The following is a 14,596-nucleotide window of genomic DNA, read 5'->3' on the forward strand; positions in this document are numbered from 1 at the left end:
GAACCGCATGAGCATGACGACCCGCAACAACCACGAACAGGTGCAAGCCAACCAATACCCGAGCGCCGAGGACCACCGCCGCCGCTGGCGGCGGCTGGCCCAGGCCATCGCGGCCAGGGCCGCGGACATCAGCGACGATCCGGCCCTGCTGGTCGCGCCGCAGCGCCCCGGCACCCTTGAGATCCTTGGCTCGGGCATCGAGGCCTCGGACTTCAGCCGCAGCGACGAGGCGCGGATCCTAGCCGCCGACCATGTGTTCTATTGCGTTGCCGACCCGGCCACCAAGATCTGGATCCTCTCGCAGCGTCCGGACGCTTTTGACCTGTACGTGCTCTACGACGACAGCAAACCGCGTTACCTGACCTACATGCAGATGACCGAGGCCATGCTGCATCACGTGCGCAACGGCGAGCATGTAGTGGCGATCTTCTATGGCCACCCCGGCGTATTCGTGCTGTCGACCCATCGCGCCGTGACCATCGCCCGCCGTGAAGGGCACCACGCCAGCATGCGTGCCGCAGTCAGCGCCCTCGACACCCTGTGTGCCGACCTGGGCGTGGACCCCAGCCAACCCGGCATGCAGATGTACGAAGCCACCGACATGCTGATCCGTCGCCGCCAGCCGGACCCGGGGCTGCACCTGGTGCTCTGGCAGGTCGGCCTGATCGGCGAGCTGGGCTACCGACGCCAGGGGTACCTGAATAGCAACTTCGCCGTGCTGCTCGACTACCTGGAGGCGCTCTACGGCCCGGAGCACCCGGTGATCAACTATGTCGGTTCGCGCTACCCGGGGATCGATCCGCTGATCGACCGGCAAACCCTGGCCAGCCTGCGCGATCCGCTGGCGCAATCGTGGGTGACCGGGATCTCCACCTTCTACCTGCCGCCGCGCACCGCAGGGCAGTCGGATCCGCAGATGCTCGAGCGGCTGGGGCTGATCCGCCCCGGCCAACCGGTGCGCGCCGCCAGTGATCCATTGCGGGTGATCGACCGCTACGACAAGCGTGAACGTCGTGCCTTCAGCGATTTCGCCCGCTTCGATGTGCCGGCCAGTTACCAGTGGCAGGCCGACACCGGTGCCGGACGTTTCATTCTTGCCTTGTCCGACGATGCCGAGTTGCGCCGGCAGTACCGCGACGACCCCCAGGCCGCGGTGCAGGCCTGGGGCGGGCTGGATGCCCGCGAACGGCATCTGCTGGGGCAACGCGACCCGGGCGCGGTGCAACTGGCAGCCAAGGGTGCCGATGCCCAGCGTCATCCCGGCAATCGTGAGGGGGTCGAGCACCTGCTGACCTATACCTCGGCCAGCAGCGCCTTGCACCGGGCGCTCAGCGCCGCCGCGCCGGGCGAACTGCGTGCTGTCGCCGCGGCTTGGTCGCGCAAGGCTGGCCTGAGCATCGACTGGCCGGGCATGAATGCCGAGCTCAATGCGCTGCTGCAGTCGAGCCTGGCGCCCTGGAGCGGCTTCTACCTCGACAGCAGTCGACGCATGAGCCTCTCGTTGTTCAGCCGCATGAAGAACGCCGGCCTGCGTGTCGACCTCGATGGCCAACCGCTGGTGGGCGTGCGCTATCAGTCGGGCGTGCTGACCTGGAGCGCCGAGGCCGGCAATGGCAGTTCCGGTTATCTGCAATCCGATCTCTCGGTGCAGGGCGGGCGCAGCTGGATCGGGCTGGTGTGGCCCGCTGGGGAACAGGCTGGGAGCGGCTACAAGGTGGCTTTGCGCGGGCAATCGCTGGCGCGTCCGGCATGCCTGGCGGTAGGGGATTATCGGGTCGCAGGGGAGGCGCTGCGCATCGTGCCCTCGGCCTCGGCGAGCCAAGGGGTTGATGTGTTGCGCGAGGGCCTGGCGTTGCCCGGCGAAGTACTGTTCAACGGGCGTGACACACGCATCGGTGAGCGACGCCTGGCACTGTCGACACGTCGTTTCGAGGACCTGGCGCAGTGGGCCCTGGGGGCTTACCGCCTGCGCCTGGTGCATGGTCGCCTGGCCGAGTTGCTGGCGTTGCGCCTGGGGCCCTACGGGCTGGAGATCGCTGGCAAGCCGGTAACCGCCGAATTTCGCGAGGGACGCATCCAGTGGCAGGGTGGCCCGCCGGCCGTGGAGTCCGGCCAGTTGGACGTGACCCTCGATCCGATCACGCTCAAGCCGCTGTTGCATGGCCAGGGCCGCAGCGCCGCGGGCAGCAAGGTGCAACTGCGCGGCATGGCCCTGATCGAGCCGCTGTGGATAGGCCAACTGCTCGAGCGGCCACGGTTGGGCTTGCCCGAGTGGGCCTGGCAGCACCTGGTGGCGGTGATGGTGGCGGCCAGCGACAAGGGCGGGATCTTCCTCTGGCATGGCTATGACCGTGCGCGCGGCAACCTGCGCCTGTTGCGCGAGGCGCTGGCGCGGTTGCGCCAGGATGAAATGGAGGATGCCGGATGAACATGCGCGTGCAGCCGTTGCTGGCCGGGGTGGATCGTGCCTGGCTGATGGCCGAGGCCGGTGCCCGGCCCCGGCGCAACCGTCTGGTTCTCGAATACGACACCCGGCGCTTTCCCTTCGCCGCGGCACTGACGCGGGACGTGTACAAGGTGCAGCGCCTGGACCGGCTGCACCTGTATCTGCGCCAGCACTACCTCGAACGTGGCCGCCCGGCGCGGCTGCGCCCAAGGGACAACCTGCTGCTCAGCGACATGATGGAGCGTCAGCCTGCCACGGCCGATTTCTGGACCCTCTACCACGCCTTCATGCTCCAGGTGCTGGCGCCGTTGGTGGGGCGTGGCATTTCCTATACCAGCCACCCGAAGCTGCGCGTGCACCTGGCCGGCACGCCCAGCGTGAGTTCGTTCCACCACGATATCTGCGTTACCGAGCGCATCGACCAGGTCAACTTCTGGATGCCGTTCACCGATGTCGAGGCTGGCGCCGCCCTGTGGCTGGAAAGCGACTATGGCAGTGCCGACTACAGCCCGGTCAGCCTGCGCTACGGCCAGGTGTTGATCTTCGATGGCGGCTACCTGGGGCATGGCTCGATGCGCAACGACAGCGAGCGTACCCGGGTCAGCCTGGACATGCGCTTCTCCTACAAGAAAGCCACCACCCGCGCCGAAGGGGTCGCCTTGCTCGACCACCTGGCCGGGATCCTCGCGCCTGACAGTGTCAGTGAAGGAGTACCGACATGAACAATCAAGCCTTGCAGAGCCTGCTCGATGGCCTGGTCGACCCCGGCTACGCCATCCGGCCGCCCAGGGCGGTGTCGCTGGTGCACTACGGCCCGGACGGGGTGAACGTCGCCACCCGGGGGAGAGCCGAGTACCACGCCCAGACCGATGGCGGCCTGGAGGTGCGCTACCGCTCGGTGGACGCCGGGGGCGCGCCGCATGCCGACAGCCACCTGCTGATCGATGACCAGGGGCGGGCGCGCTCCTCGATCACTCGCCTGCTCGATGACCAGGGCCAGGTGCGGCGCTCGGTGTTCGGCCAGTACGACGCCTTGCACCTCACTGCCGCCGGCACGCCGTCTCACGGCCTGGCCACGCTGTCGGCGAACGATGCCCAGGGGCATCTCGTCCATCAGGCGCAGATGGCCTACGACGAGGAGTGCTATGCCAGCTACAGCACCCGCCAGTTCGATGCCGATGGCCGTCTGCTGGGACGCACCTGCGTGTCCTATGGGCAGGCGCAGATGGCCGGAACCCGGCTGACAGGAGGCATGCTCGCGGTAAACCATACCGATGGCCGCGGCACGCGGACCTACAGCGCCAGGTCCTACCTGGGGGCCACCGGCGTGCCTTACCAGGTGATCGGTACGCGCTATATAGAAGGCGGCAATGCCGTGCTGGAGCACATCAACTCCGACTACGGCGGCGTGCTGTTCGACGCCCGCCGCCAGGTCCATGGCGGCGAACTGGTGGTACGCACCTTTGCCGCCTGCGGCAAACCCCGTAGCGCCACGGCCCTGCGCTATCGCCAGGGGCAACTGGTGGGCCGGCAGCGGCTGGACCTGGAAGGCGTCATGAAGGTGGTCGGGCCTGCGCCGTTGCTCTGCTCCTTCGCCCCCTGGGCGCCCAACCGCGCCGCCGATCGCAGCAGTGTGCAACGGCGCCAGGACGGCAGCCTGTTGCAGCGGCGCGAAGACTGGTTCACCCAGCCGGGCAGCAGCGGAACGCCTCGCCGGACGCTGGTGACCCTGTATGCCCGCGACGGCCAGCGGGTGATCCGTGTGACCGACGTGGACTATGCCGGGGCGCAGTTCGACAGCCGTGGCCTGCCGGTCGGCGGCAGCATCCTGTCCACCCATTACCAGGCCGGGGTGCGCAGCACCACGGCGTGCATTGCGTATTGATGTGTCATTCACCGCAACCAGCAAGGAGAGCAACGTGAACACTGCCAATACCGCCAAACTGAGCACCGCCACGCAAATCAACGAGACCGTCAAGCTGAGCAACCAGTCCGGTGTCGATGTCGTGGTGCTCGACGCCCATGCCGCCAGCGGCACCAGCGAACAGGGCTACCTGCAGGACCTCAAGTTCCTGTCGATGGCCAGCGGCAACGTGCTGAAAAACGGTGCCAGCACCACGGCCACGCTGCATGACACCTATGTCAACAGCCAGCACCAGACCGCCGTATCGCATCTCTACAACCTGCTGGTGTCCAGGACCGACTCGCTGTTTCCGGTGATGACCGTGGGCGAGCAGCTCGACTTCAATACCGAGACCTACCCTGACATCAATATCACCGCAGCGGCGGCGAAGAACATGCAGACCGCCCTGACGTTCTGCCAGAACATCATGACCTCGCCGTCGTCGCAGATGTCGGCCAACTTCCAGTCGGCCATGAAGGATGCCTTCAGCAGCGGTTCGGTTGCCGATGGCAATGCCAAGATGGCGGCGTTCTTCAACCAGTACCCGACATTCGCCGGCCTGGACTTCCCCAGCTATGTCGCGGTCAGCACCTGGATGCGCGGCTTCGCCTATCTGTGGGGAATGAACGACCAGGGCAAGCCGGGCGCGACCTTCTACGTGTACTCGGCGGCCACCGGGCAGAATGCCAAGGGCGCGACTTCCGAGGGCACCATCACCTTCACCCGCAAGGCCAACGCGCCGTCGCCAGCCGACCCCAGCGACCGCCAGAGTGCCTATACCATCACCCTCACGTCCCAAGGCAGCAGCAAGACGCTGCAGTTCTCCAATGGCCAGCTGATCGACAGCAGCGGTGGCGCCATCACCCTGAACTGCACCTTCGGCTACAAGGGCACCTTCACCGGCAAGGATTCGGACACCACGGCGCTGACCCTGCTGGCCGGCACGATGCTGGGCAAGTCGGTGATCGCCATCCCGCTGGCGCCGGAGTCGGGCTGGGACAAGTTCTGGTCGAGCCTGACCTTCGGCACCGTGTTCAAGTACTTCATGGAGGCCATGGGGCTGTGGATGGCCCTGGACTTCCTCAAGCAGAAACTGACCGCCAAGAACGACAAGCTGGCCGAGGACAAGGCCAACGAGAACGACGGCAAGGACCCCACCTCCGAGCAGGTACAGGACGCGCAGAACGACGGGCAGCAGGTCGGCGACCAGGCCCGTGCCGACAACCAGGCACAGCTCGACAATGCCTCGGGCGACGTGCAGGCCGAGGTACCGAGCGAGGCGGATTTCTCCTCCTCGGTGTCCGAGGTGCGCGCCAGCGGCAGTTCGGCGTACAAGTCGGTGGCCAGCGACAATACTGGCGGGGCGATCGACAGTGCCGCCGAGCAGGTGAGCGACCTGGCCCAGATCGAGGTGACTGATCAGCTGGAAGAGGCTAACGACAATCTGCTCGAGGCCAAGGGGCAGCTCGAGGCCGGCGATATCTCGGGGGCCAACACCAACGTCACCACGGTCAACGAGCAGTTGCCGCAGATCGTCGAGGATATGGGCAACGCGGTGAATGAAGAACTCGCGGAGCAGGTCAAGGAGGCTGTGGAGGTACAGGCGGAAGCAACCGAGCTGTCGGAGGAGGTCAACGATACCGCCGAGGAAACCGAGGGCGGCACCGAGGAACCGTTCGAGGACGGTGTGTTCCCGGAAGTCTGAGGTAGCTCCGGGAAGCGCGGCCCACCCTGATGCGAAGTGCCGCATTGACAGGGTGGGTCGCGTTTGTTTGTGCTGGCAATTCGGTTACAATCCGTCAATCGTTTCAGCCTTGTCGGTCAATCCGACCAAAGGCTGGCACGTCCAATGTCTCTCTGGCTGCTGAACAATGATCACAACAAGCCTGCGCTGAAGAACATGGAATACCTGGGCCAGCCACAGGCCCACCCTCCGTTCTACTGACTGGAATCGATCAATGTTCAAGAAAGCTGGCAAGACCTTGCTGGGTCTGGCTGTCGCGGCGAGCTTCATGCAAGCGCACGCTGCCGACACCAAGAAAGTCGACGTGCTGCTGGTTGGCGGCGGCATCATGAGCTCCACCCTGGCTGTCTGGCTCAACGAGCTAGAGCCAAGCTGGTCGATGGAGATGGTCGAGCGCCTCGACGGCGTCGCCGAAGAAAGCTCCAATGGCTGGAACAACGCCGGTACCGGCCACTCCGCGCTGGCCGAGCTGAACTACACCCCGGAAGACAAAGACGGCAACGTCAACATCACCAAGGCCATCGAGATCAACGAGTCGTTCCAGATCTCCCGCCAGTTCTGGGCCTGGCAGGTACGCCAGGGCGTGCTGAAGAACCCGCACTCGTTCATCAACACCACCCCGCACATGAGCTTCGTCTGGGGCGATGACAACATCAAGTTCCTGAAGAAGCGCTACGACGCCCTGCAGGCCAGCCCGCTGTTCCGCCCGATGCAGTACTCCGAGGACCACGCGCAGATCGCCAAGTGGGTCCCGCTGATGATGGAAGGCCGTGACCCGAACCAGAAGCTGGCGGTCACCTGGACCCCGATCGGCACCGACGTCAACTTCGGCGAGATCACCCGCCAGTTCGTTGGCAGCCTGCAGACCAAAGAGAACTTCGACCTGAAGCTCTCCACCGAAGTGCAGGACATCACCCGCAATGAAGACGGCTCCTGGCACGTCGAGTACAAGAACCTGAAGGACGGTACCGAATCGGCCACCGACGCCAAGTTCCTGTTCATCGGCGCCGGTGGCGGCGCGCTGAAGCTGCTGCAGAAGTCGGGCATCCCGGAAGCCAAGGAATACGCAGGCTTCCCGGTAGGTGGCTCGTTCCTGGTGACCGAGAACCCGACCGTTGCCATGCAGCACATGGCCAAGGCCTACGGCATCGCCTCGACCGGCGCGCCACCCATGTCGGTACCGCACCTGGACACCCGCGTGCTGGACGGCAAGCGCGTGATCCTGTTCGGGCCATTCGCCACCTTCTCGACCAAGTTCCTGAAGAACGGCTCGTACCTGGACCTGCTGAGCAGCGCCACCACCCACAACGTCTGGCCGATGGCTCGCGTGGGCATCGACCAGTACCCGCTGGTCGAGTATCTCGCCGGCCAGCTGATGCAGTCCGACGACGACCGTTTCGCCGCCTTGCAGACCTACTTCCCGAACGCCAAGAAGGAAGACTGGAAGCTGTGGCAGGCCGGCCAGCGCGTGCAGATCATCAAGCGTGACGAAGAGAAGGGCGGCGTGCTGAAGCTGGGCACCGAGGTCGTGGCTTCCCAGGACCGCACCATCGCCGGCCTGCTGGGCGCCTCGCCAGGTGCCTCGACCGCCGCGCCGATCATGCTCAACGTGCTCGAAACCGTGTTCAAGGAGAAGGTCGCCACCCCTGAGTGGCAGGCCAAGATCAAGGAAATCGTGCCGAGCTACGGTACCAAGCTGAACGACTCGGCCGCTGCCACCCAGAAAGAGTGGGACTACACCGCCGAAGTGCTGCAGCTGGAGAAGCCGCCGGTGCTCGATCAGAGCGTCAAGACCACCGCCGCCCCAGGCGCACCGGTCGAGAGCAAGCCTGCGAACGACATGGCGCTGTAAGGCCCATGCTTGCCGGGCTTGCCCGGCAACACCAACCACGAGGATCGCCCCTGGCGGCCTCGTGGTTTTTTTGTGCCTGGACTATCGATGGAAACGGCTCCCGTCGGTGGCAGGCCGGGGTTCAACGCTGCTCGAGAATGCTGCCCAGCAACCCTGGAAAACGGCTTTCGAGCTCATCGCTGCGCAACGAGTTCATGTGCGTGGTACCGACATTGCGGGTGTACACCAGCCCCGAGTCACGCAGTACACGGAAGTGATGGGACATGCTCGACTTGGGCCGGCCGCCGTCCAGCTCGCCGCAGCTGGCTTCGGCGACACCCGCCAGGCGGCGCACGATTTCCATGCGCACAGGGTCGCTCAAGGCGTAGAGCAGGCGCTCCAGCGTCAGGTCTTCGGGGTTGGGGTGGGTATAGGCTCGCATGGCCAACATGATAACGGGGGTTTCACAAATTGCCATAGTTCGAATATGATCGAACAATCGTATCCAACCCCGTCCCTGGAGTTAGCTCATGGCCGCATTGTTCGAACCCTATACCCTCAAAGACGTCACCCTGCGCAACCGCATCGCCATTCCGCCGATGTGCCAGTACATGGCCGAGGATGGCCTGATCAACGATTGGCACCACGTCCACCTGGCCGGGCTGGCCCGTGGTGGCGCCGGCCTGGTGGTGGTCGAGGCCACCGCGGTGTCCCCGGAAGGGCGCATCACCCCCGGCTGCGCCGGGATCTGGAACGACACCCAGGCCCAGGCGTTCGTGCCGGTGGTCAAGGCGATCAAGGCCGCCGGTTCCGTGCCGGGCATCCAGATCGCCCACGCCGGGCGCAAGGCCAGCGCCAACCGCCCCTGGGAAGGTGACGACCACATCGCCGCCGACGATGCCCGTGGCTGGGACACCATCGCCCCATCCGCCATCGCCTTCGGCGCCCACCTGCCGAAAGTGCCGAAGGCCATGACCCTGGACGATATCGCCCGGGTCAAGCAGGACTTCGTCGATGCCGCACGCCGCGCCCGCGATGCCGGCTTCGAATGGATCGAACTGCACTTTGCCCATGGTTACCTGGGCCAGAGCTTCTTCTCCGAGCATTCCAACCAGCGCACCGATGCCTACGGCGGCAGCTTCGACAACCGCACGCGCTTCCTTTTGGAAACCCTGGCCGCCGTGCGCGAGGTGTGGCCGGAGAACCTGCCGCTGACCGCTCGCTTTGGCGTGCTGGAGTATGACGGCCGTGACGAGCAGACCCTGCAGGAATCCATCGAACTGGCGCGCCGGTTCAAGGCCGGTGGCCTGGACCTGCTGAGCGTCAGCGTTGGCTTCACCATTCCTGAGACCAACATCCCATGGGGGCCGGCGTTCATGGGCCCGATCGCCGAACGTGTGCGTCGCGAGGCCAAGCTGCCGGTGACCTCGGCCTGGGGCTTCGGCACCCCGGAGCTGGCCGAAGGCGCGTTGCAGGCCAACCAGTTGGACCTGGTGTCGGTGGGGCGTGCGCACCTGGCTGACCCGCACTGGCCGTATGCCGCTGCCAAGGCCCTGGGCGTGGAAAAGGCTTCGTGGACCTTGCCAGCGCCTTATGCGCACTGGCTCGAGCGTTATCGCTGAGTGAGGCAGGGGCTGCTTTGCAGCCCTTTCGCCGGCAAGCCGGCTCCCACAGTGATCGGCGCCATCCAGCGAGAACACCGTCTGACTGAGCCCAGCACCCTGTGGGAGCCGGCTTGTCGTGGCGACGAACCGCGGCGAATGGGCCGCGACGCGGCCCCCGTTTCAAAACCGGCTCAATCGGTAGGCGCTGATTTGCGGGCAGTCTTCGCCATTTACCAACCGCCCCATCCATTCCGCCGTCACCGCCGCTTGGGTCAACCCCAGGTGCTGGTGCCCGAACGCCAGCAACACCTTGCCATCGGCCACCCGGTCGATCACCGGCAGCGAATCCGGCAGCGAAGGCCGGAACCCCATCCACGGCGTCGCCCCCTCGGCATCCAGTTCGCGCCGGAACAAACCCTTGCTCAACCTGTGCAGTTGCCACGCCCGCTGCATGCTCGGCGGCGCCTCGAGCCCGGCGAACTCCACCGTGCCGGCCAGGCGCAGGCCGTCGGCCATGGGCGTCATGATGAACTTGCGCTCCAGCGAGGTGACGGCAAACGGCAGGCGCTGGTGCTCCGCCGGCAGCATCAGGTGGTAGCCGCGCTCAGTATCCAGGGGCACCCGCCGACCGGTCAGGGTGGCGGTGAGCTTGGCCGAGTGGGCGCCGGCGCTGATCAACACCTGGCTGGCCTCGACGGGGCCCTGGTCGCTGGCAAGGCTGACGCCCTGGCCATGCACCCGGCCGCCACTGACCTCGGCGCGCAGAAAGCGTACGCCGCTGGCCGTTGCGGCGCTGAACAGTTCGCAGACCACTTGATAGGGGTCGAGGAAGTGACCGGTACGCGGGAAAAACAGGCCACCCAGGATCGACGGGCTCAACTGCGGCGCCGCTTCGCTCACCGCCTGTGCCGACCACAGGTCCACGGGGACGCCCTGTGCCTGCATGCGGCTGCGCAACGCCGCGAGCACCTGGCGCGATTCATGGCGTTCGAAGACCAGCAGCGACCCGTCTTCCTTGAGCAAGGGGCTGCGGTCGATGGATGCGAGCAGCCGTTGCCAGGCGCCAAGGCTGTTTTCATTCAGCGCCCGAATGCCCGCCACGCTGCGCTGGAACGGCGCCGGGCGCAGGTTCAGCAGCAGCCGGGTGAACCAGGGCAGGGCGCGGGGCAGATACTTCCAGTCCAGGCGCAGCGGGCCCATCGGGTCCAGCAACATCGCCGGCAGGCGCTTGAGGATCGACAGGTCGGCGATGGGAAACACCTGCTCGGTGGCCAGATGCCCGGCATTGCCATACGAAGCGCCATGGCCCGGAGCCTGGTGATCGATCAGCAGCACCCGACGGCCCTGGCGTGCCAGCTGCAGGGCGCAGGCGACGCCGACGATGCCGGCGCCGACCACGGCGATGTCCGTGTCAGTGGCGGTCATGGTTCAGGCTTCCCGCTGGCCATCGAGCAGCCGCCGCAGGTGCAGCGGATTGGCCTGCTGCAATGCACCGGGCAGCAGGGCGTCGGGGAAGTCCTGGTAGCACACCGGGCGCAGGAAACGCAGGATCGCCGCAGTGCCCACCGAGGTACTGCGGGCGTCCGAGGTGGCCGGGAACGGGCCGCCATGGACCATGGCGTCGCTGACCTCGACCCCAGTCGGCCAACCATTGACCAGGATCCGCCCGGCCTTGCGTTCGAGGGTCGGCAGCAGGCGGCGGGCGCTGTGCAGATCGGCCTCGTCCAGGTGCAGGGTAGCGGTCAGTTGGCCTTCCAGATGCTCGGCCACCTGGCGGATTTGCTCATCGTTGTCGCATGCCACCACCAGCGAGGCGGCGCCGAACACTTCGGCTTGCAGCGTAGGGTCGGCCAGAAACGCCTGCGCGGTGGTGACGAACAACTGAGCCTGGCACTGGTTCGGCCCCTGCGCCGGCAGGCCGCTTGCCGTGCACCGGGCGTTTTGGTTCTCGCTCAGCGCTGCCACACCGTCAGCATAGGCATTGGCGATACCCGGGGTGAGCATGGTCTGCGCCGCCGCTTGGCCAACATGGGCGCTCGCGGCAACCAGGAAGTGTTCGAGGGCCGGCCCCTGTCGGGCGACCACCAGCCCGGGATTGGTGCAGAACTGGCCGGCGCCTTGGGTCAGCGAAGTGACAAAGCCTTGCGCCAGGGCTTCACTGCGCGAGCGCAAGGCGCCATCGAACAGGAACACCGGGTTGATAGCGCTCATTTCGGCATAGACCGGGATCGGCTCCGGGCGCGCCTGGGCCGCCTGGCAAAGGGCGAGGCCACCGCTGCGTGAACCAGTGAAACCGACCGCCTTGATGCGTGGATCAGTGACCAGGCCGATGCCCACCTCACGGCCCGCGCCGTATAACAGGGAAAACACGCCTTCGGGCAGTTCGCACTGCGCGACCGCCCGGGCCACGGCCTGGCCAACCAGTTCGCTGGTGCCGGGGTGGGCGCCGTGGGCCTTGACCACCACCGGGCAGCCTGCGGCCAGTGCCGAGGCGGTGTCGCCGCCGGCCACCGAGAACGCCAGTGGGAAGTTGCTGGCGCCGAACACCGCCACCGGGCCAAGGGCCACCTGGCGTTGGCGCAGGTCCGGGCGGGCCAGCGGCTGGCGCTCGGGCAGGGCATTGTCCACGCGCACATCCAGCCACTCACCGGCGCGTACCACCCGGGCGAAGGTGCGCAGCTGGGCGCAGGTGCGGCCGCGCTCACCCAGCAGGCGGGCCTTGGGCAGGCCGGTCTCGGCGTGGGCGCGGTCGATCAGCGCATCGCCCAGTGCTTCGATCTGTTCGGTGATGGTTTCGAGAAAACGGGCGCGTTGTTCGAGGGGCGTTTCGCGGTAGGTATCGAATGCCGCCCAGGCCAGGGCGCAGGCCTGAGCCACCTGTTCGCCGCTGGCGCCGGCATAAGCGGGTTCCAGGGCCAGGTTGCTGCTCGGGTCGATGGCGCGGATTGCTTCGCGGTTGCCGCGCACGGCACGCTGGCCGATCAGCAGGTTGCCTGTCAGGGTCATGGGGCGTCCTTTGGGATTGAGTTTGGGGAAAACGGGCCGCTGTGCGGCCCATCGCTGGCAAGCCGGCTCCCACAGGTACTGCACAAGGCTTGCAACTTGTGGGCGCTGGTTTGCTGGCGATGGGGTGCGAGGCGGCTCCTGGAATCAGGCCTGGTTCTGCTCGGCCGACCAGTTGGCGTACCAACTGCGGAACAGCGCGTACTGCTGTTCGGCATAGTTGCGCTGGGCGTCGCTGAGGGCATCGGTTTCGTTGAAGTGCAGGCGGTACTCGGTGTCGCCGTTGAGCACCATCAGGTGCTTGTAGTACAGCACCAGGTCGCAGCCTTCATCGAACGACGACAATACCGCCAGCGCCGACTCCAGCTCCCGGGCCTGGCGTCGGGCCTTGGCATCGCCCTTGGCGGCGCGCTTGCTCAGGCTGACCAGTTGCAGCACTTCGCGGGGCAGCGCGTTGCCGATGCCGGTGATGGCGCCGGTGGCGTTGCAGTTGACGAAGCCATGCACCACTTGCGTGTCGACGCCGACCATCAGGGTCACGGCGTCGTCCTGGGCGGTGATGTGCTCGGCGGCGTAGCGCAGGTCGGCGCCACCGCCGAACTCCTTGAAGCCGATCAGGTTCGGGTACTCGCGGCGCAGTTCGAAGAACAGGTCGGCGCGGGTGGCGAAGCCGTAGTAGGGGCTGTTGTAGATCACCGCCGGCAGCTTCGGCGCGGCGGCGAGGATCGCCGAGAAGTGGTGCTTCTGGGCGATCAGCGAGGCGCCGCGGGACAGCACGCGGGGGATGACCATCAGGCCGGCGGCGCCGACCTTGGCGGCGTGGGCGGCATGGGATACGGCTTCGCGGGTGTTCACCGCGCCAGTGCCGACGATGGTCGGGATGCCGGCGGCCACCAGGCGCGCCACGCCTTCCTGGCGCTCGGCCTCGGTCAGCAGCGGCCAGTCGCCCATCGAACCGCAGTACACCACCGCGCTCATGCCGGCGTCGATCAGTTCGCGGCCCTTGCGCACCAGGGCGTCGAAGTCCGGCTTGCGCTCGGCGGTGCAGGGGGTCATCAGGGCGGGCATGGTGCCGGTGAAGATGTTGTCGGTCATTGTTGTCACTCCTGGCGGTATTCAGTGGGAAATGAACGGGGTCAGATGCCCCAGGCGAAGGGATCCTGTTCGTCGATCAGCAGGGTGCTGTCGGCGGTCATGTGGGCGCGGCCGGTGATGAACGGGCGAATGCGTTCGCCGTCGCGTTCGTAGCGGCCCTGGAACTGGCTGCCGGTGATGCTGGCCTGGACCCAGGTCTGGCCTTCGGCGAGCTTGCCGTCGGCGGCCAGGCACGCCAGCTTGGCGCTGGTGCCGGTGCCGCAGGGCGAGCGGTCGTAGGCCTTGCCGGGGCACATGACGAAGTTGCGGCTGTCGGCGTTGGTGTCGTCGGCGAACAGCTCGACATGGTCGATCGGGGCGCCGTCCTCGCCGGTGATGCCTTGGGCTTCGAGTGCCTTGAGCAGGGCCCAGGTGTAGTCGGTGAGGGCTTCGCGGTTGTCCAGCTCGATATGCTGGCCGTGGTCGCAGACCAGGAAGAACCAGTTGCCGCCCCAGGCGATGTCGCCGCACACCTGGCCATGCCCTGGCACTTGCACCGCCACCTGGCGGCGGTAGCGGTAGGACGGCACGTTGCCGACGGTGACGGAACCGTCGTCATGCAAAGTGGCACTGACCTGGCCGACCGGTGTGTCGATCTTGTGCACGCCAGGTTCGATCAGGCCGAGGTGGTGCAGCGAAGCCACCAGGCCGATGGTGCCGTGGCCGCACATGTTCAGGTAGCCGGCGTTGTTGAAGAAGATCACCCCGCAGGTCGCGTCGGCCGAGACCGGCGGGCAATGGAGCGCGCCCACCAGCACATCGTTGCCGCGCGGCTCCAGCAGGCAGGCGCGGCGCCAGTGGTCGTGCAGCTCGCGCAGCTCGTCGCGCTGCTCGGCCATGCTATGGCCGTGCAATGGGGGGAAGCCCTTCATCACCAGGCGGGTCGGTTCGCCGCCGGTGTGGGAGTCGATGACATGAACCTGTTTCATCA

At 66.5% G+C, this 14,596-nt stretch carries 11 protein-coding genes; 6 read left to right on the forward strand and 5 right to left on the reverse strand.

Annotated features, from left to right (window positions below; genetic code table 11):
• The first annotated feature begins 7 nt into the window (after window positions 1-7).
• From AC3WL2_RS02320 to mqo, 5 genes are all read left to right on the forward strand, one after another.
• A complete protein-coding gene (locus AC3WL2_RS02320; protein ID WP_102681695.1) occupies window positions 8-2,428 on the forward strand; it encodes an SAM-dependent methyltransferase in 2,421 nt (806 codons plus the stop codon).
• Window positions 2,425-3,168 (forward strand): phytanoyl-CoA dioxygenase family protein, encoded by a 744-nt coding sequence (locus tag AC3WL2_RS02325; protein ID WP_102681696.1) that lies wholly within the window; start codon window positions 2,425-2,427, stop codon window positions 3,166-3,168. The genes AC3WL2_RS02320 and AC3WL2_RS02325 overlap by 4 nt, the downstream gene beginning before the upstream one ends.
• Complete coding sequence (locus AC3WL2_RS02330) at window positions 3,165-4,331, forward strand: hypothetical protein (protein WP_102681697.1); 1,167 nt, start codon at window positions 3,165-3,167, stop codon at window positions 4,329-4,331. Before AC3WL2_RS02325 ends, AC3WL2_RS02330 begins: the two co-directional genes overlap by 4 nt.
• 34 nt (window positions 4,332-4,365) lie before the next feature.
• A complete protein-coding gene (locus AC3WL2_RS02335) occupies window positions 4,366-6,054 on the forward strand; it encodes a hypothetical protein (RefSeq protein WP_102681698.1) in 1,689 nt (562 codons plus the stop codon).
• A 253-nt stretch (window positions 6,055-6,307) separates the two neighbouring features.
• A complete protein-coding gene (gene mqo, locus AC3WL2_RS02340) occupies window positions 6,308-7,945 on the forward strand; it encodes a malate dehydrogenase (quinone) (protein ID WP_102681699.1) in 1,638 nt (545 codons plus the stop codon).
• Between the two features lie 121 nt (window positions 7,946-8,066).
• Here mqo and AC3WL2_RS02345 read toward each other — a convergent pair whose 3' ends face one another.
• A complete protein-coding gene (locus AC3WL2_RS02345) occupies window positions 8,067-8,402 on the reverse strand; it encodes an ArsR/SmtB family transcription factor (RefSeq protein ID WP_102681700.1) in 336 nt (111 codons plus the stop codon).
• 52 nt (window positions 8,403-8,454) lie between these two features.
• Here AC3WL2_RS02345 and xenA point away from each other — a divergent pair, with 52 nt between their 5' ends.
• Window positions 8,455-9,546 carry a xenobiotic reductase XenA gene (xenA, locus tag AC3WL2_RS02350; RefSeq protein ID WP_102681701.1) on the forward strand — a complete coding sequence of 364 codons (1,092 nt, stop codon included), beginning with the start codon at window positions 8,455-8,457 and terminating at the stop codon, window positions 9,544-9,546.
• Window positions 9,547-9,708: 162 nt separating this feature from the next.
• Here the strand turns inward: xenA and AC3WL2_RS02355 are convergent, their stop codons facing one another.
• The 4 genes from AC3WL2_RS02355 to AC3WL2_RS02370 all read right to left on the reverse strand — a co-directional run bounded on the left by AC3WL2_RS02355 (window position 9,709) and on the right by AC3WL2_RS02370 (window position 14,594).
• On the reverse strand, window positions 9,709-10,953 hold the full coding sequence (locus AC3WL2_RS02355) for an NAD(P)/FAD-dependent oxidoreductase (protein WP_102681702.1): 1,245 nt from the start codon (window positions 10,951-10,953) through the stop codon (window positions 9,709-9,711).
• Between the two features lie 3 nt (window positions 10,954-10,956).
• Complete coding sequence (locus tag AC3WL2_RS02360; RefSeq protein ID WP_102681703.1) at window positions 10,957-12,534, reverse strand: aldehyde dehydrogenase (NADP(+)); 1,578 nt, start codon at window positions 12,532-12,534, stop codon at window positions 10,957-10,959.
• A 144-nt stretch (window positions 12,535-12,678) separates the two neighbouring features.
• On the reverse strand, window positions 12,679-13,626 hold the full coding sequence (locus AC3WL2_RS02365; RefSeq protein WP_102681704.1) for a dihydrodipicolinate synthase family protein: 948 nt from the start codon (window positions 13,624-13,626) through the stop codon (window positions 12,679-12,681).
• A 41-nt stretch (window positions 13,627-13,667) separates the two neighbouring features.
• Window positions 13,668-14,594 carry a 4-hydroxyproline epimerase gene (locus AC3WL2_RS02370; RefSeq protein WP_102681705.1) on the reverse strand — a complete coding sequence of 309 codons (927 nt, stop codon included), beginning with the start codon at window positions 14,592-14,594 and terminating at the stop codon, window positions 13,668-13,670.
• Window positions 14,595-14,596: the final 2 nt, after the last annotated feature.

The sequence above is a fragment of the Pseudomonas sp. FW305-96 genome (assembly GCF_058783825.1).

Excerpts from the sequence above, each read along its gene's own strand:
- AC3WL2_RS02370 (WP_102681705.1), bottom strand. The coding sequence starts at position 14,594 with ATGAAACAGGTTCATGTCATCGACTCCCACACCGGCGGCGAACCGACC.
- AC3WL2_RS02345 (WP_102681700.1), bottom strand. The coding sequence starts at position 8,402 with ATGGCAATTTGTGAAACCCCCGTTATCATGTTGGCCATGCGAGCCTAT.
- xenA (WP_102681701.1), top strand. The coding sequence starts at position 8,455 with ATGGCCGCATTGTTCGAACCCTATACCCTCAAAGACGTCACCCTGCGC.
- AC3WL2_RS02355 (WP_102681702.1), bottom strand. The coding sequence starts at position 10,953 with ATGACCGCCACTGACACGGACATCGCCGTGGTCGGCGCCGGCATCGTC.
- AC3WL2_RS02330 (WP_102681697.1), top strand. The coding sequence starts at position 3,165 with ATGAACAATCAAGCCTTGCAGAGCCTGCTCGATGGCCTGGTCGACCCC.
- AC3WL2_RS02320 (WP_102681695.1), top strand. The coding sequence starts at position 8 with ATGAGCATGACGACCCGCAACAACCACGAACAGGTGCAAGCCAACCAA.
- AC3WL2_RS02325 (WP_102681696.1), top strand. The coding sequence starts at position 2,425 with ATGAACATGCGCGTGCAGCCGTTGCTGGCCGGGGTGGATCGTGCCTGG.
- AC3WL2_RS02365 (WP_102681704.1), bottom strand. The coding sequence starts at position 13,626 with ATGACCGACAACATCTTCACCGGCACCATGCCCGCCCTGATGACCCCC.
- mqo (WP_102681699.1), top strand. The coding sequence starts at position 6,308 with ATGTTCAAGAAAGCTGGCAAGACCTTGCTGGGTCTGGCTGTCGCGGCG.
- AC3WL2_RS02360 (WP_102681703.1), bottom strand. The coding sequence starts at position 12,534 with ATGACCCTGACAGGCAACCTGCTGATCGGCCAGCGTGCCGTGCGCGGC.